Here is an 18,020-nt window from a genome sequence, read left to right as displayed (position 1 = left end):
GTTAAGTCGTTATAATCAAATGTCTTACAAAATTTCAACCTGTGAATATCTTCACGATTTGCCCATGCCTATGCTATTTTTCCACGAAATTTTGAAAATAGTTTGTAACCTTTCGGAGGGTCGGGGGTCATTTTACTGGTGGGGTGCCGATTTTTTTCTTATTTTAGTAACCCTGAATTCGGAGGCCTACACCTCGGTGTGAAAAATACCACGGAAAACTGACGTTGGTACCAGTGGATAGATTCTACGGAGCGTTCGCTGGATCCATGTGTCTGTAGGGAGTTTTCTATTTACTAACTTCTGTAACAAAACCACAGAATACGATGAAACAACGGCTACTTCTTCTTGTACTTCTGGCGCTGACGGGCACGATGCTCTTCGGTCATCAGAATTCGTACGCACAGGGGAATCGCCGCGGCGAACCGAACTTCCTGTCGACCGGCTATTATGCCGTAGACTCGGATGACAACGCCCCGGTACCCTGGCGCCCGAACTACTTCTTCCTGGACACAACGTACCAGTCGTTCACGTGGATTCGCGTGAAAAACGGTCCGCGTCAGTTCATGCTCAACCCGGGTAACTACTTCTTCTTCCGCCCGGATCAGACATCGAACTACAACACGATGGATACGACCAACGACTGTTTGGCCGGTCCGATCCCGATCGGGTTCACGTTCAACTTCTATAATCAGAACTACGATTCTGTGACGATCTCGTCGAACGGATATATCGGTTTCCGTCCGAGTTCGGAAGGGTGGGCAAAGCCGAGCGGTTCGAACGTTCCGATGTACGCCGAGCGTAACGATGCGGCGATCTTCGGGTCGTCGTATCCTTCGTATGCTCCGAGCGCGATTATTGCCGCTCTGTTCGCAGACGAAGATATGATCCCGGGCAACGACTCGACGAAGGTGTACGTCCGTACGTCGCCATCACTCGACTCGTTCTTCGTGAACTATTATAATCTCCGCATTCGTCCGAGTTCGCCGAACGCTGTCGAACCAGGCCGTGGTAACGATAAGCTCTTCATCACGAAGTTGCAGATTGTCTTCACGCGCTTTGACTCGAGCATTCAGATCAACTATGGGCCGTTCGCCGGTCAGATCTTCACGCTTCCGGTCGTTCAGGCCGCTCGCGTGTTCCAGCGTAACTCGACCATCGGTACCATGAACGAGAACCGTCAGCAGTGGACATCGGTCAATGCCGGCACTCACAGTGGTAAGGGTCGTTGGGATGCTGTCGCAAACATCACCTGCCCGACCTGTAACAAGGATCTCCGCCAAGGTGGTCAGTACGCGATCAAGCTCGTGCGTTGGAGAAACGTCGTCCGCGCAATCTCGGTGGACTTCCCGCCGCGTAACTACGAAATCTGCTTAGGTACCTCGCTTTTCCCGCAAGCAACCTATCAGAACGTCGATCTCGGCAACCAATCCTTCAAGGTCAAGTTCCAGATTCGTAATGCTATTACCGGTATCGCCGTCTACGGCCGCGTTATCACCTTGAATAACATGCTTCCGGGTGAAAAGCGCGCGACGAAGCAGGGCGATTTCCCGGCATACTCCACGAACCCGAACATCCTCAACCAGCTCGGTACGTTCAACGCATGCGCTGTTGCGACGAGCTACGATGGTGGTGACAACTATATCGGCGACCGCTGGCCGTTCGACGATACGGTCTGTATCCGCGTATTCGGTATTCGTACGACGGCATTGCCGTTCAACGATCCGTCGGATAACTATAGCTCGACCGTTGCGTATTCGTTGCCGGACCAAACCCGTTGGGTTTCGATCGGTGCCGATGCACAGGAAGGCGATATCTTCACCTTCGATCCGCCGCCGCCGCGCTATGAGTCCGGTAACGGTGTTGGTGCGAACCAGTGGCTTGACCCCGTCATCCACTTCGACCGCCTCGATCTGAACGGAAATATCTATAGCGGTCAGCGCACCGGCGATACACTAGTGAGCTTCCCGTTCAACTTGAACGCACAAACAAAGGCTCAGATCGCCTTCGACTATCAGCGTACGGGTAAGATCAACTTCCCGTTGTACTGGGATGGTAACGTGCTTCTCGGACCGGAAAAGACCATCACCTATTCGAGCGGCGCTGTTGCACAGCCCGGCGATTCGATGATCGTCGAACTTAAGAATCCGAACGAGCCGGCATGTAATCCGTCGACGGGCGGCTGGACACAGGTTGCAGCCATCGACGGCGGTAACGACCTCGAGTTCAGACATTTTGCGATCAATCTTCAGCAGTTCAACCGTCCGCCGTCATTCACGTATCTGGTGAATAACTTCCGTTTCCGTCTGCGCCTGAAGGCCAACGACAACGGCGCATATCCGCCGGATGACGATGCCGACGATTGGTTCGTCGATAACATCGCTCTGCAGGTTCCGCGCAAGCCGGAAATCGAAGTAATGTGGGTACGCGTCGTCACGCCGTACACGCACATGCCGATGTCGCAGATGGTGTCGTTGCCGGTGTATGTTCACCTGGCCAACAACTCGTCGGACGTTGCGATCGCCTTCCCGGTTCGTGTTCAGATCCTCGATCCGAACCAGAACACGGTGTACTGGCAGACGCAGACGGTCACCTCGCTTCGTGCAGGTACTGATACGACCATCACCATGCCGGCATGGAATGCTCTCTTCGCAGGCACGGGCGGTCAGTTCCGCGTCCACGCATTCCTTGCTTCGAGCGGGTATGATACCTACACTGCCGACAACGGCACGCACTTCGACTTCTTCCTTGATGCCGGTCAGCCGGGCGCACCTGCTGAATTCGGTTATGACGACGGTGGAAGCGATGCACCGGGTACCCCGCTTGTCGACCTCACGGCTTCTGGCAGCGGTAACGCCAGCATCGTGCAGGTACAGCCGGGTCGTGGTGTCGGTTACCACGATCTCTCCGGTAGCTTGGCAATGAAGTTCCAGACGGTCACGAAGGATACCTTGTACGGTATTCGTGCATACTTCGCATCGGGCAATCAGTCCGATGACCCGATCCGCCTGACCATCTTCAAGGGTAAGGCTGGAAGCTGCGTACCGAGCGGCGATACCGTATTCTCTGCTCTGATGCAGGATACGCGTAAGGGTCAGCTCTTCGACCAATACTGGCCGTACTACTTCCCGAAACCGATCGTGTTGCCTCCGGGCATCTACTGGGCTTCGGTCAGCCAGCTCGGCTTGAACAACTACTTCCTCGGCGCCGATATTTCGCGCGGCGGCGGTCGTATCGTTGTCACCGATCCGCAGGTTCCGGTCATTCCGCCGATCTATAGCGACCCGATGGGTACGAATATCGGTCAGGATGTCAATATCGGCGATATCTCCTGCGCATTCGCGATGGAGAACGTTGCCAATAGCGGTAACTGGAATGGTTGGACGCCGGGCGCCGGCTTCTGGCCTGCAATGTATCCCGCAGCGTTCGGCAACTACCTCGTCTGGGGTACATACATCTGTAATCCGTGTACCGCCGGCTTCTTCGGCCCGTCGTACTGGAACTACGCCGGTATGTATATGCCGATGATCCGTACCATGGTCAGCCAGAGCTCAATCCTGCCGATCAATCTCGTCTACCTCAACGGTAAGGACGATAATGGTAAGGCAGTGCTCACCTGGGCTACCGCATGGGAAAAGAACAACCAGGGCTTCTTCGTGGAGCGTCGCCATGCAGGCGAATCCGATGAATTCTTCGAGAAGATCGGCTTCGTCAATGGCAAGGGCAACGTGAATACGCAGACGGGCTACTCGTTCGTCGATCGTAACGTTGCACCGGGCACCTACACGTACCGCCTGATCCAAATGGATATGGACGGCAGCCAGCATGTGTCGAACTCGACGAACGTCGAGATCGGTGCTCCGACGAACTTCTCGCTCGAGCAGAACATGCCGAATCCGTTCAGCAACAGCACGGAGATCTCGTTTACGCTTCCGGAGGCCGCTCCGACGCAGGTTGTGATTTACAACTCGCTCGGTCAGGCTGTCCGTACGCTTGTCAATGAGTACGTCAAGGCAGGTGTCACATCCGTCAAGTTCGACGGCCGTGACGATGCCGGTAACGACCTCGCAAGCGGTGCGTACCTCTACAAGATCACCAGCGGTTCGTACAGCGCAATGCACAAGATGACATTGCAGAAGTAAGAACTACGATATCTGAATCGTATTGCGAACAGCCCCGCTCGAAAGAGCGGGGCTGTTCTTTTTGCAGGCTGCCGTGCGTCGAATTCTTTTCGTGCGTGTTCTATGTTGGTAACCATCACTTAGTCATACACAACTTCATGAACGGACGCTATCTTTTTGCCATCGCACTCACGATCTCTTCCCTCTGCTTCATCCGCACGACAAACGCACAGTACGGCACCGGAGCGGTACACCTGCCGTTCGAAAGCCAGGGTGCAAGAGTCGGGCAACGCATCGGGCTGACCGATATCGATATCACCTACCATCGCCCCGCCGTCAAAGGCCGGCCAATCTGGGGCGGACTCGTCCCCTACAACGGCGGCAAACCTTTCCCGTGGCGCGGCGGCGCGAACGAGAACACGACCATCTCGTTCTCGACCGATGTCATGATCGACGGCAAGCCGCTCGCGGCTGGTACCTACGGGCTGCATTTCATTCCATCGGCATCTGACTGGACCGTGATCTTCTCCAAGAACTACACCTCGTGGGGCAGCTTCTCGTACGATCCGGCGGAGGACGCGCTGCGCGTGAGTGTCAAACCGCACGAGGCGCCTTTCGAAGAATATCTGACGTATCTCTTTGCCGAGCCAAAGCCGACGAGCGTACTGGCAAGACTGCACTGGGAAAAGCTGGCAGTGGACATCCCGATCAGCATCGATCTTGGGAAGACGGTACTCGCAAGCATCAACAACGAACTACGCAATACGCCGGGCTTCACCTGGCAAGGGTATAACTCCGCTGCTTCGTTCTGTGCGAAGAATAACATCGAACTCCAACAGGGACTCGAATGGGCCGAGAATTCGGTACAGATCGAGGCGCGTTTCGAAAATCTGGAGACAAAATCACGTTTGCTGCGACTGCTTGGCAAGCAGAGCGAGGCCGATGAGACGCTTCAGAAGGCGCTCTCGAAAGCATCGGTGATGCAGGTCAATGCATACGGTCGCGGACTAATCGCGGAAGGCAAACCGAAGGAAGCGATGGCGGTCTTTCAGGACAATGCGAAGAAACACCCGGACGAGTGGATCGTCTACGCCGGTCTTGCGCGTGGATACGAAGGTCTTGGCGACCTCGAGCATGCGATCGAACAAATGAAGATCGCTCAGTCGAAAGCTCCCGATGCGAACAAAGCTAGCATTGGGGGGACGATCTCGCAATGGGAAGGGATGCTCAAGAAGAAGTAGATCAGTTTGAAACGATGCCGCGGTCGCTGCGGCGGATAAACTCGACGATGCGCTTCGTCTCGTCTACATAGAGGCTTGCGTCCTGTTCAATGCGGGACATCGCATCACTGAAGTTTAGGCCGGAGAAATAGATGAGCTTATACGCGTCGCGAATCTTGCGGATCATCTCGACGCTGAAGCCGCGACGTTCGAGACCGATGCGATTGATCCCGATGAACCGCGTCGGCTCCGATCCGATGAGCGCATACGGTGGCACGTCCTTGCTGACGAGCAGTGTGGCGCCGACCATCGAATACGCACCGACCATCGAGAACTGATGCAGCCCGGTCAGTCCGCCTACCGTGACGAACGACTCCACCGTGCAGTGACCCGCGACTTGGACTGCATTCGAGAGAATGACATTGTCGCCGATGGAACAATCGTGGGCAACATGGGCGTATGCCATGATAAGACAGCGGCTACCAATGCGCGTCACGCCGTCGTGCGTACCGGCATTGCCTTTGTACTGATGGACAGTCGCGCGATGGATGGTGGCGAATTCGCGGATCGTTGTTTCATCGCCGACCTCAGCGTAGGTCTTCTCCGACCCGTTGAACTTCAGGTCCTGCGGAACGTTGCCGACCACTGCAGAATGGTGAATGACACATTGCTTGCCGATGCGAGCGCCATTGGCGATAAAGGCGTGGTGTGCGACGGATGTGCCTTCGCCGATCTTGACATCGGCTTCAACGATGCAGTAGGGTCCGATCTGAACGCCGTCTGCCAGCTCTGCCTTCTGATCGACGATCGCGGTTGGGTGAATCGTGACTGCCATGGTTATGCTGCCTCCTTATCGACGATGGCAGCCATGAACTCGGCTTCGGCGACAAGCTGGTTGTCCACGAAGGCCTTGCCCGCGAGCTGAAAGGACTTCCCTCTGTTGCGCAACAGTTTGACCTCGAAGACCAGTTGATCACCCGGAGTGACAGGTCTGCGGAACTTCGCTTTGTCGATCGCCATGAAGAGCACTAATTTTTCACCTTCGGTCCCTTTGATCGAATCGAGCATGAGCATGCCGCCGGTTTGTGCCATCGCTTCGAGGATGAGCACACCCGGCATGATCGGCCGGTTCGGAAAATGCCCCATGAAGAACGGCTCGTTATAGGTCACGTTCTTAATGCCGACGATGCGTTCGTTGCCAGGCTCCAGATCGAGCTCGAGGATGCGGTCGACAAGCAAGAACGGGTAGCGATGCGGCATGATGCGCTCGATCGCGGTGATGTCATAGACGGGAAGGCCGGGCACATATTTTTTCAAATGCTTCGATTTGAGAAGCGTCGCCCGAAGTTTCTTCGCAAACTCGACGTTCGATGCATGGCCGGGTCTTGCAGCGAGGATCTGTGCCTGCATCGGTGCGCCGACGAGGGCAAGATCACCAAGCAGATCGAGCAGCTTATGACGTGCCGGCTCGTTCTTGAAACGCAGCGGCTTGTTGTTGAGCGTTCCGTGATCGCCGAGGATTACTGACTCTTCGAGACCGAGACGGTTGATCAGCGAGTTAAGGTCCGACTGCGTCGGGTTACCGTCAACGATGACGATCGCATTGTCGAGATTGCCGCCTTTGATGAGTCCTTGCTTGCGCAGCATCTCCACCTCGTGCAGGAAGCAGAACGTGCGTGCCGGCGCGAAGTCGTTGACGAATTCCTTTTCGAGAGAAAACAGACCGGTATGCTGACTGCCGAGCGCAGGATTATTGTAGTCGATCATTACCGTCATGCGGTAATCATCTTTCAGCGGCAGTGCAACGATCTCGACGCCTTTGGCTTCGTTGGAGTAGGAGATCGTGCTGTCAATGACGAGGTAGCCACGCGGGACATCCTGATCGACGAAGCCAGCATCCATCAGCGGTTCGACGTACGGCATTGAGCTGCCGTCACCGATCGGCGGTTCGTTCGCGGTCAGCTCGATGCGGACGTTGTCGATCTCCAGACCAACAACGGCTGCGAGGACATGCTCGACGGTGTGAACGCTCGCGCCGCTATGGCTGATCGTCGTCCCGCGCGAGATGTCGGTCACGAGATCGGCAATGGCGGGGATCTCCGGAGCGCCTTCGACGTCGCGACGAACAAAACGGATCCCGTAGTCGGCCGGGGCAGGGTGAAACTCGATCGTGGAAGGGTTGCCCGTGTGAAGTCCGACGCCTTCAAGGCGGACCACCTTCCCTATGGTTCGCTGATTTGCACGCATAAGTTCGAATAACAAAGATACGGGCGGAAGGTATCCATCGGATTCTCATGGATCCTACGGATGAAGAGCGACTAATGCCGTATGACAAGCGATTGACCGTTAAGCAGATACCGTCCTGAAGGCAGGCCCGAAAGATCGACATTCGTCGGCGCATCGATGCGCAGACGCACACGACCCAGTAGATCGGTGAGTATGAAAAAGCCCGAGCTCTGGATATGCACATTGCGATCGGCCGGATTTGGGTAGAAGTTTGCTTGTCCGATCTGCGGTCCGCCGAGAGTCACACCCAAATCCATGTCCGTACTACGAACAATGTATACATCGCTCCCACCGGCACTTGAAAGGACTGTACCGCCGAACGACACCGAGCCACGAAAATCACCGAGGAGCGCGATATTTCCGTCTCGGTCGCACACAACATCATGTGCCGCCGACGAACCCCCGTCGGCCCTGCGAGCATGCAGATAGTGGCCATCACGGTCAAGCACTGCCAGATAGCTTGAAGACCCCGATTCTCGCTTGAGTGTATCCGAACCGAAAATGGTTGTATAGCTACAGGCACCTGCAACGAGGACATGTCCGTCCGGACCGGGCACGATTGCATTCGCGCTCGAAGATTGGTCGTCGCCGCCACTCGTTGCAGACCACATGACTCGGCCGAAGTGGTCGTATTTAACGACGAGCGACGCATAGCGGTACGAGTTGTTGTATGAATAGTGATCGCTCCCAATGTCGAGGTCTGCCCGATAGCCGCCACATAACAGCAACTCGCCGCTTGAAGTCACTGAGATATCATTCGCAAACCCATAATACCCTCCCGAACCGACGCGATTCGCGTATAGCACACGGCCGGTGGTATCGAGACTTAGCAGAAAGATCTTCGACTCGGGATCACCTGCATCGACGGTGGTTTCCTGCAGATACAAACTCCCGAAGAACGAGCCGACGCAAAAGAGCCGCCCGTCTGGTCCGAGCGCAAGTGCATTCCCGAAATGTATTCCTGCGCCACTCGCACTGCGACCCCATCGTGCGTTGCCGGCGGAATCGAGACACAACACTGCCAACTCGTTCGTGTTGCTCGACTGCAGGTGAATGTTATCGATATCGAGATTTTGGTTATAACTACCAATGAGATAGGTGAACTGCTTATTGTCAATAGCAATCCCATTTGCTGTAGTCTGCCAGAATGTACCTGTACCCATGCCACCAGCGGTTCTGACCCATGCAAGCGAGCCGTCGGGCCATAGCTTGATGGCGAGCATGTCCGAATAGCCGACGCTCGTGCGCGTCACGTCGCCGAAGAGTCCTGATCCCTTGAGCTTCCCGGCGATATACACCGAGCCGTCAGGTCCAACCGCAATGTCTCGCCCCTCAATCGAGGATGAGTCGCCGATGCAGGTCCCGACCACTGTTGCCCAGGTAACGCGGCCGATGTGGTCGAACTTTGCACAATAGAGCGAGCTCATGCCGAGCGAGCTGAGCGTGATACTATCGATCGTGAGATCTCCCTCGAACGTGCCAACGGTTACAACGTCAGAATTGGAATCGAGAGCCAGACGGGTTGAGGCATCATCTTCGGTCGTACTAATCTGTACGACATTCTGCCAATGTTGCGACCGAACCGTCGTCACCGACCCAATGAGGAAGGCAAGAAAGATCGCCGCTGCTCGAAGCAAGCGGGCAACTTGGGTACGGGTGGGGTACAACGCCATTCTATTCAAACGCATACGGTCACAGAAAGAAACACGCAAGCCGACCGATAGTCACACCTGATCCGCAGGAATTTCTCAGGATCGCCCCATGGCGGCTCAAACTGGGCCCTGTCGAACAGAACCGATTCGTTCGTAGATTTGCTTATCTATCTGGCGGTTTGTCTAGTTACCGCCGTTTGGCCTACATGAACCGAGGAATACAACGTGCGAGCGGCATTGTGATCGTCGCAGCGGCAGTTCTGCTTGCCGCCGGGTGCCGAACATCGCAGCAGTCCCGCCGCAGCTCCGCAAATTCTGCCAATTCGAAGAACGCAGCGAGTGCGTCAGCGGCCCAAATGAGGGCCTACGACTCGCTCCTGCTCGTGCAGAACAAACTTGTGACAGTCATCGATACGATGGCCGGGGTTATTACTCAGGACCGCAAGCGAATCGCCGAACTCGAGCGCGAGGTCGCACGGCTACGGAGCATGATGGAGACCCGCGCATATACGAGCCCGCGTGCTTCGACCCAGGCCCAACCGCCCCCAGTACCGCAGCAGTCTCAGCCCGTTCCGCTCGTCACCCCTCCGGCGCAGCAACAACGGGATCTGACGGGCGCTCCCATTCCTTCTCAGCCGGAGCCACAGCCGCAGAGCGCGCCGGAGCCGACGCCGCAGAATACCGATTACACCAATGCGCTTCGCTTGTTCAACGACGGCAAGTATCTCGATGCGCTTGCTGCGTTCGACGAACTCTCCCGCCGCGATGCATCGTCGCCGCTCGCGCCGAACTATGTGTATTGGAAAGGCGAGTCGCTCTATGCGATGGGCGAGTACAAAGAGGCGATCAGAGCCTTCCATTCCTTGCTCGAGCAGTATGGGCATTCGTCAAAGGCGGACGATGCCGAATTCAAGATCGGCGCGGCGTACGAAAAGCTCGGCGACGTGACTAACGCCCGCACCGCGTACCAACGCCTCATCCTCTCGTTTCCCGATAGCGAGTACCGCAACCGGGCAGAGATCCGTTTGCAGAAGTTGAAATAATCACATTCAGAAGCCATGACGATGCGTTCACCGAAATTCATGCTTGCTGCATTGCTCGTCGCAGTGATGAGCATCACTGCGCATGCGCAGGACCAAGGCGATGCTGGTGACGGCTCCGACGAGAGCGAACCGCAATACACGCTGTTTTCTTTCAAACTCTCCGGCGGATACGGCCTTGGCCGCTCGCGGCAGATCGTCGGATTTAGCGGCGGCGATGCTGTGTACTACAGTGCCGGACAAGGCGTCAAGATGGACCTTGCGCTCGACCTGCCGCTGCTGCCGATCTCGGTCATCAACTCCGACGGCGAAGAGTACGGACCGGAGAAGGTACCGTATGTTGGGTTGGAAGCAGAGCTTGCTTCGGGCTATCATATCGCCAACGGTGGCACGACCAGCGATGCGAACGGAACAGTGAAGCGGTCGTACACATATATTCCGATCACACTCGGGTTGAACGCCCGCGCAAGCTTCGGACCGGGCCTTCCCAGCGTCTATATCGGAGCCGGGGGCGGCATTCACCTGAAGGCGATCTACGAAGACAACGTCACCAACGGCACACTGACGAGCGTGCGTACATACGATCCGCCGCTTCCCTTCGAGCTTTATGGCGTCATGGGTCTCGAGATCCCGCTGATGTATTCCGCCGATGACGGCAACTCGATGCTCGATCTTTTCGGACAGCTCCGCCTGACCGAAGCGACGAACTACATCTACGAGTACACCAACAACGCATCGAACGGGACATCAACCGTCGTTAAGCTCGGTGGCGAGGCGCGTTCGGCGTCGAACCTTGCGTTCAACCTTGGTATTCGCATCAATCTGTACTAACCGACCGGGAGCAACCATGACCAACCGTACCACATTCTCCGTTGTGCTCCTGCTTGCGGTGGCGCTGCTCTCGACAGAGTCGTGCCGGCCGCGTGCGTCGAAAAGTCGTGTGTCGAAGAAGCAGACCACAAAGCCTGCGCCAGTCGCCACCACACCTGGCGGACCATCTGCCGCACAGGTCATGAGCCGCGCCGATAGCGTGCTCGCAAAGGTCAATGCGATGAGCGCGCCGGAGCTCGATGCCGCGACGCCGCAGCCCGAGGACTATCCGCAGTCGCCGAGCGCGCAAGCAGGCTATGTGCCGCGCCCTGACCTCACGGCATACTCCAACTATCAGGCTGCGCTCGGCGCATACAACGCCGGTGATTTCGACAACGCCATCGCACAACTTTCGCAGATCATTGTTGGTGGCAACCCGCCCGAGCTGGTGCCGAACGCATACTACTGGCTCGGGGAGTCGTTCTACAGTCAAGGGCGCTTTGCCGATGCGATGCAATACTTCGAGTACACGACGCAGGTCGGACCGACGTACAAGCGCGAGATGGCGCTCTACAAGCTTGCTCGCTGCAACTACGCCATCGGCAACACGCAAGCCGCGTCGATGTGGTTCGACCGCTTACGTGCCGAGTATCCGTCGACAAAATACGCGAAGACGTTAAAGAAGTTGGGCGTGCAATAAGTAAGGAGAGGGGGTTGAAGTACTCGAGCTATTTCACCTATAGACACCAGAAGCCTGATCGGACGTGGATCAAGCAGGAGTGGATCGAGTATGTATTCAACCACCCGGAGTCTGAGTATGTCCAAGCTGACGGAAGAACCCGTCGATGGGCTGCAATCGGCGAAGCGGATGGGCGCTATCTGCGTATCGTGGTGCTCGAAGATGGCGAAACGGTACATAACGCATTCTTCGATCGAAGTTATAGGAGCAACTTATGAAGATCACCTACTTCCCGGATACCGATACACTGAACGTTGAGTTCACGGACGGTATCGTTGATGATACCAAAGACCTTGACGAGGATACGATTGCGGAGTATGATGCAAACGGCAAGCTTGTCTCGATGATCATTGAGCATGCATCAAAGCGTGTCGATCTGAGCTCGTTCAGCTATTCAAGTGGTACTGCTATCGCTGCGTAAGCGATGCGCACCGGGCAAACGGGCGGAATGTTCCGCCCCCTGTGAAAGTTATTCATTCCCTTGCATTCATTGTCGTTAACGATACATCATGAAAAGACTCTCGTTCCTTGCTGTCGCTCTTCTCTCAGGCGCAGCCCTGCTGTCATCTTGTAAGAAAGAAGGCGGCGCCGGTGGTGATAAGATCATCATCGGAGAATATGCGTCCATGACGGGCCAGACCGCAACGTTCGGCCAGTCCGTTCATAACGGCGCAGTGCTCGCCATTGACGAGCTTAACCAAAGCGGTGGCGTGCTCGGCAAACAGATCGAACTCCAGAGCGAGGACGATCAGTCCAAGACCGAGGACGCAACGGCAGCCGTACAGAAGCTCATCAACCGCAACAAGGTGATGGCCCTGCTCGGCGAGGTCGCATCCAGCCGCTCGAAGGCAGGCGGACCGATCGCGCAGGCGGCGAAGATCCCGATGATCTCGCCCGCTTCGACGAACGAAGACGTCACGAAGATCGGCGACTACATCTTCCGCGTTTGCTTCATCGACCCGTTCCAGGGTAACGCGCTGGCGAACTTCTCGATGAAGTCGCTCGGTGCGAAGCGTGCAGCAGTGCTCACCGACGTGAAGCAGGACTACTCGATGGGTCTTGCTACCTCGTTCCGCGAGACGTTCCGCAAGAACGGCGGCGACATCGTCAGCGAGCAGAGCTACTCGTCCGGCGATAAAGATTTCCGCGCAGCGCTCACTTCGATTCGCGCAACGAACCCCGATGTAATCTTCATCCCGGGTTACTATAGCGAAGTTTCGCTGATCGTCCGTCAGGCCCGCGAGCTTGGCATCAACGTTCCGCTGCTCGGCGGCGACGGCTGGGATTCGCCGGAGCTGACGAAGGGCGCAGAGAAGGAGTTCATGAACACATACTTCTCGAATCACTTCTCGACCGAAGATCCGGATCCGGCAGTGCAGAACTTCGTCAAGAAGTATCACGAGAAGTACCACACCGATCCCGATGCAATGGGCGCCCTCGGTTACGATGCAGCCCGCATCTTGGTCGATGCATTCAAGCGTGCAGGCTCGACCGACCCCGCAAAGCTTCGCGATGCCATCGCCTCGACGAAGGACTTCGCCGGTGTCACAGGAAAGATCACGATCAACGCCGAGCGCAACGCCGAGAAGCCGATCACGATCCTGAAGATCGTCGATGGCAAGTACCACTTCGCTCAGCGCATCGGCCCGGGCGGCGAAACCCAGACCGAGTTCAAAGCCGATACCCCGGCCCCCGCCGCGGCCGCACCTGCAGCAGCCCCCGCAGAGCCGGTGAAGAAGAAGTAAAGGCAAGCGCAAATTGTTTTCGCAAGGGCGGCTGTTTGGCCGCCCTTTTTTTGTGGGGTTGGTGGAAACGTTTGGCCGGCGCTGACCCAACCGTGACGCCATGCCGCTGCGTACCCATAGTTCCGCTTCGCTGCACTATGGGCTGCGGGTAATGGATGAATACGAAGTAGTCTTGTGGAAAAATCTATTTCGGTGATGTGCGTTCTGGAATATGGGTGTGTAGCGGGTTGATAGGCACCATCTTATGATGAATACCCGCAGCCCATAGTGGAGTCCGCAACGCGGACGGAACTATGGGTCGGTTCAACGAACGATAACAATAGATCGTGGAGGGCGAGATCAACATGTCACATTCGCTCGGGGCGATATACGTCCATATCATTTTCGGCACCAAACACCGTGCGGACGTCCTGACGCCGGAGCTCCATACCGAATTCACGAGGCTCATCACGCCGATCATCCACGGCCACGGCGGCCGCCTCATCTCGGACGGAGGAATGCCGGACCACGTCCATTTGCTCGTCGACCTCGGGCGCGAAACGTCGGTCGCCGCATTGCTGCGCGAGATCAAAGCTCGCTCGGCGGTGTGGTTATCGAAACGAACGGGCACCCAATTCTCGTGGCAGATCGGTTACGGGGCGTTCAGTGTCAGTCCGAGCAGTCTTCGTCGGGTCGCACGATACATCGAACGCCAAGAAGAACACCACACACACCAAGATTACCAACAGGAAGCCCGCTGGATGCACGCACAAGCTGAACATCCGTAACCCGACCGAAGACGATGCTCGCCATCCCAACCCCCAGCCCCCACATACCCGCAGCCCAAAGTGCAGCGAAGCGGAACTATGGGTTAGTGGGAAGCTTTAATTTGGCATGTCGAAACGACTCCTTATCTTCTTATCTCTGATCGTTGTTGCAACGTCTGCCGGAGCTCAAACTCAGCACTCGCGCATAACGATGACTGTGCTGGGTTCACCGAATCAAAGTGCGAACTCTATCTGCGATATTTCACCTGATGACAGTTTATATCTCTACGTCAGGGCCATGTACTGCTGGAAAGGCGTCGATAACAGAAAAGCGATGGATACCTGTAGGCTTTATGTCGAACGTCATCCCTTTGCGACGAAACTGCCTGGTGAAGTGCTCGGTGCCATAGGCAATGCAATGGGTTTTGTAAGCTCATTACCACGTTTTTCAAGAGCTGACTGGATCGATAGTTATAATTGGCTCCTGAAAGTACAACCGTTAAATTTGGAGCCTGCATACCAGTATCATATCTACCAAGCACTTGCAAACAACCTAAGCGAGTTAGATCTGAACGAGGCGGCAAATCTCTGGTGGAACATGACCTTCATGTTTCCCGATACCGGCGACGTGTCGACCTTCTGGCGCCAAATCCGTTCTATTCGAAACTTCCAGGCATGGATTCCACAAGATACAACTCCCTTCCATCGACTCTCTTTCCCGTTGCAACCGATGCCGGGCGGGACTTCGGACGGCATCGCAGAATCCGAAGCCGCAGTATCCTTCTCCGTTTACCCGAACCCGGTAACCGACGCAACAACCATCCACTATGAGATCCCAACGACCGGGACTGTTTCCATTTCCGTCTACGATCTGCTTGGGAATGAACGGAAGGCTCTGATTTCAGGGCTCAGGGATAATGGAAAATATTCGATCCCTCTTGACCGCGTGGGGCTGGCACCAGGGTCGTATTATGTTCGGCTCTCGTACGGAAATACCGTCCTGACGCGGAAGATCATTGTTGGGGAGTGATCTGCAAACTGTAGATAGTTATTGCAAGCCCCTTCTGGTCTGGTCAGAGGGGGCTTTTTTTATTGGTATCTTTGTAGGTTCATACTTCGTACCGGATGGGGGAATTACTCCAGCAGTTAGTTAATGGCATATCGCTCGGCGCGATTTACGCGCTGATTGCGCTGGGCTATACGATGATCTACGGCGTGCTGCGCTTTATCAATTTTGCGCATGGCGACGTGTTCATGGTGGGCGCCTTTAGCGGCTATTTCGTCGCGAACGCGATCTCACACGTTCTGCCGGTCGGCTCACCGCTGGCGGCCGTCGTCGTGTTCCTTGCGGCCATGACGATCTGCGCGCTGCTCGGAGCGACGATCGAATACCTCGCCTATCGCCCGCTACGTTCGCGGCCCAAGCTGACGGTGCTTATCACGGCCATTGGCGTCTCGCTGTTCCTGGAGTATTTGTCCCAGCTCCTCTTTGGTGCAACCCCGCGTGGATTTCCTGAGATCATCTCGAACGAGCCGTTCATCAAAACGAAGCTCGTATCGCTCGATATTGTGGGCGCTGTGGTGATCGTCACGTCACTCGTGTTGATGTACGCGCTGCGCGTGATCGTCATGAAGACCAAGATCGGTACTGCCATGCGTGCCGTCAGCTACAACCAGCAGGCCGCAAGCCTGATGGGCATTAATATCTCGAAGGTCATTACCTTCACGTTCATGACGGGCAGCGCACTCGCTGCGGCAGGCGGTGTGCTCTATGGCGCATCGTACCCGAGCATCGATCCGCTCATGGGCATCCTGCCCGGCCTGAAGGCGTTCGTCGCCGCCGTGCTTGGCGGCATCGGGAACATCCCGGGCGCGGCGCTCGGAGCGTTCATCATCGGCATCGTCGAGAGCTTCATCGGTGGCACGTTTCTGTCGACCTATCGCGATGCGATCGTATTCGCGATCCTGATCGGCATCCTGATCTTCAAGCCAAGCGGCATCTTAGGACGTAACGAAGTGGAGAAAGTCTGACGCCATGCGACCGCAACTCATCTTCGTCATCGCCTTCGCCGTGCTGGTCGGACTCTCGTTCGTCACCGGACAGCTCGACCCGTACTTCTACACGGTGCTGATCTTCATCGGCATTAACATGACGATGGCGACGAGCCTGAACCTCATCAACGGGTTCACGGGCCAGTTCTCGCTCGGTCATGCAGGCTTCATGGGCGTCGGTGCGTATATCTCCGCGATCTGCTCGACGTTCCTTACGACTCACGGCATGGCCGCATCGGGTATGAGCGGCGATATCGTGATGCTGATTTCACTGTTGATGGGTGGGCTTGTGGCGGCGCTGACAGGGCTTGCCGTGGGTATCCCGAGTCTGCGATTGAAAGGCGACTACCTCGCTATTGTCACCCTCGGCTTTAACGAGATCATCCGCGTGCTGATACAGAACATCGACTTTAAGATCGGCGGCACTTCGTATGTCGGCGGTGCGCGCGGCTTTGCTGTGCCGCAGCTTGCTTCGTTCTTGTGGGTGTTTGGTATTGCACTTGTCGCGATCTACTTTGTCGAGAACCTGATTAACTCGACCTACGGCCGCGGCTTCCTCGCGGTGCGCGACGATGAAGTCGCCGCCGAGGCGATGGGCGTGAACACGACGGGTTTCAAAGTGCGCGCATTTGTCATCGGCTCGTTCTTCGCGGGCATCGGTGGCGGACTCTTCGCACACTTCATCCAATACATCACCCCCGATAACTTCACATTTCTGAAGTCGATCGAGATCGTGGTGATGGTGATCCTTGGCGGCATGGGCTCGACGTATGGCGTCCTGCTGGCAGCAATTATCCTGACGATCTTGCCCGAAGCACTGCGAGAGTTTTCGGAATATCGAATGATCATCTACTCCCTGATGCTCATCGTTCTGATGATCCTGCGTCCGCAGGGGCTCTTCGGGACCGAAACGATCAATCGTGTCTTCGCAAAGCGGAAGGCCGCAGCGAAGGGAGCGTAACGTTCAGATGGAGCGACTCTATTCACCCTGGCGCAGCGCCTACATCGACACCTTCAAAGGCAAGGCCGAGAAGGAAGAAGGGTGTATCTTCTGCAATGCATTGAACGGAACGGACGACGAGAAGCGATTGATGATTTACCGTGGGAAAGAGGCGTTCGTCATCATGAACCTCTATCCGTATAATAGCGGCCACCTGATGATCGTCCCCAACCGCCACACCGCCGACTTCGCTTCGCTGACTCCCGGCGAAACGGCAGAATGCTCCTTGCTCCTGCAGACCGCCCAAAAAGCGCTGCATGAGATGTCCGCGCCACACGGATACAACCTCGGCATGAACCTCGGCCGCGCCGGCGGAGCGGGGATCGATGACCATCTGCACTGGCACATCGTTCCGCGCTGGAACGGCGATACCAACTTCATGCCCACGATCGCCGACGTCAAACTGGTGTCGGAAGACATGCACCGCCAGCGCGCCACACTGGCTCAACTGTTCGCCCGTCTGCTCGCGTAGCAGTCCCCGTGTAACTTTTGGCTCTATCGAGGGGTTAGTCTTTTTTGGATTACTTTTCTAAATGGATATGAAAACTTTCTATCAAATTGCATTTGGCGTGGTACTTGCATGCGTACTGACGATGAGAGCAAACGCTGTTG

At 56.1% G+C, this 18,020-nt stretch carries 15 protein-coding genes; 12 read left to right on the top strand and 3 right to left on the bottom strand.

Annotated features, from left to right (window positions below; all coding sequences use genetic code 11):
- The first annotated feature begins 323 nt into the window (after nucleotides 1-323).
- Nucleotides 324-4,139 carry a T9SS type A sorting domain-containing protein gene (locus tag JSS75_14190; GenBank protein ID MBS1904852.1) on the top strand — a complete coding sequence of 1,272 codons (3,816 nt, stop codon included), beginning with the start codon at nucleotides 324-326 and terminating at the stop codon, nucleotides 4,137-4,139.
- Between the two features lie 137 nt (nucleotides 4,140-4,276).
- On the top strand, nucleotides 4,277-5,359 hold the full coding sequence (locus JSS75_14185) for a DUF2911 domain-containing protein (protein MBS1904851.1): 1,083 nt from the start codon (nucleotides 4,277-4,279) through the stop codon (nucleotides 5,357-5,359).
- Between the two features lies 1 nt (nucleotide 5,360).
- On the opposite strand, the gene lpxA is transcribed toward JSS75_14185, so the two are convergent.
- The 3 genes from lpxA to JSS75_14170 form a co-directional block, all read right to left on the bottom strand.
- Nucleotides 5,361-6,173 (bottom strand): acyl-ACP--UDP-N-acetylglucosamine O-acyltransferase, encoded by an 813-nt coding sequence (lpxA, locus tag JSS75_14180; protein ID MBS1904850.1) that lies wholly within the window; start codon nucleotides 6,171-6,173, stop codon nucleotides 5,361-5,363.
- 2 nt (nucleotides 6,174-6,175) lie between these two features.
- On the bottom strand, nucleotides 6,176-7,585 hold the full coding sequence (locus JSS75_14175) for a bifunctional UDP-3-O-[3-hydroxymyristoyl] N-acetylglucosamine deacetylase/3-hydroxyacyl-ACP dehydratase (protein ID MBS1904849.1): 1,410 nt from the start codon (nucleotides 7,583-7,585) through the stop codon (nucleotides 6,176-6,178).
- A gap of 71 nt (nucleotides 7,586-7,656) precedes the next feature.
- Entirely contained in the window at nucleotides 7,657-9,297 is a 1,641-nt protein-coding gene (locus tag JSS75_14170; protein ID MBS1904848.1) for a T9SS type A sorting domain-containing protein, read from the bottom strand.
- 185 nt (nucleotides 9,298-9,482) lie between these two features.
- On the opposite strand from JSS75_14170, the gene JSS75_14165 reads away from it, so the two are divergent.
- From JSS75_14165 to JSS75_14120, 10 genes are all read left to right on the top strand, one after another.
- Complete coding sequence (locus JSS75_14165) at nucleotides 9,483-10,319, top strand: tetratricopeptide repeat protein (GenBank protein MBS1904847.1); 837 nt, start codon at nucleotides 9,483-9,485, stop codon at nucleotides 10,317-10,319.
- Nucleotides 10,320-10,340: 21 nt separating this feature from the next.
- Nucleotides 10,341-11,147 carry a hypothetical protein gene (locus tag JSS75_14160; GenBank protein ID MBS1904846.1) on the top strand — a complete coding sequence of 269 codons (807 nt, stop codon included), beginning with the start codon at nucleotides 10,341-10,343 and terminating at the stop codon, nucleotides 11,145-11,147.
- Between the two features lie 16 nt (nucleotides 11,148-11,163).
- Nucleotides 11,164-11,826 (top strand): tetratricopeptide repeat protein, encoded by a 663-nt coding sequence (locus JSS75_14155; GenBank protein MBS1904845.1) that lies wholly within the window; start codon nucleotides 11,164-11,166, stop codon nucleotides 11,824-11,826.
- Between the two features lie 253 nt (nucleotides 11,827-12,079).
- Nucleotides 12,080-12,286 (top strand): DUF2283 domain-containing protein, encoded by a 207-nt coding sequence (locus JSS75_14150; GenBank protein ID MBS1904844.1) that lies wholly within the window; start codon nucleotides 12,080-12,082, stop codon nucleotides 12,284-12,286.
- A gap of 88 nt (nucleotides 12,287-12,374) precedes the next feature.
- The gene (locus JSS75_14145; protein ID MBS1904843.1) at nucleotides 12,375-13,610 is read left to right on the top strand and encodes an ABC transporter substrate-binding protein; all 1,236 of its coding nucleotides are present in this window, start codon (nucleotides 12,375-12,377) and stop codon (nucleotides 13,608-13,610) included.
- A gap of 344 nt (nucleotides 13,611-13,954) precedes the next feature.
- Nucleotides 13,955-14,377 (top strand): IS200/IS605 family transposase, encoded by a 423-nt coding sequence (tnpA, locus tag JSS75_14140; GenBank protein ID MBS1904842.1) that lies wholly within the window; start codon nucleotides 13,955-13,957, stop codon nucleotides 14,375-14,377.
- 106 nt (nucleotides 14,378-14,483) lie between these two features.
- Nucleotides 14,484-15,386 (top strand): T9SS type A sorting domain-containing protein, encoded by a 903-nt coding sequence (locus JSS75_14135; GenBank protein MBS1904841.1) that lies wholly within the window; start codon nucleotides 14,484-14,486, stop codon nucleotides 15,384-15,386.
- Nucleotides 15,387-15,481: 95 nt separating this feature from the next.
- A complete protein-coding gene (locus tag JSS75_14130; protein ID MBS1904840.1) occupies nucleotides 15,482-16,387 on the top strand; it encodes a branched-chain amino acid ABC transporter permease in 906 nt (301 codons plus the stop codon).
- 4 nt (nucleotides 16,388-16,391) lie between these two features.
- Nucleotides 16,392-17,369, top strand: coding sequence for a branched-chain amino acid ABC transporter permease (locus JSS75_14125; GenBank protein ID MBS1904839.1), 978 nt, complete (start codon nucleotides 16,392-16,394; stop codon nucleotides 17,367-17,369).
- A 7-nt stretch (nucleotides 17,370-17,376) separates the two neighbouring features.
- A complete protein-coding gene (locus JSS75_14120; protein ID MBS1904838.1) occupies nucleotides 17,377-17,880 on the top strand; it encodes an HIT domain-containing protein in 504 nt (167 codons plus the stop codon).
- Nucleotides 17,881-18,020: the final 140 nt, after the last annotated feature.

The sequence above is a fragment of the Bacteroidota bacterium genome (assembly GCA_018266755.1).
Lineage (GTDB): Bacteria > Bacteroidota > Ignavibacteria > Palsa-1295 > Palsa-1295 > JAFDZW01.
The sequence above is the reverse complement of the archived record's forward strand: the minus strand, read 5'-3'. Positions and strand labels throughout refer to the sequence as shown.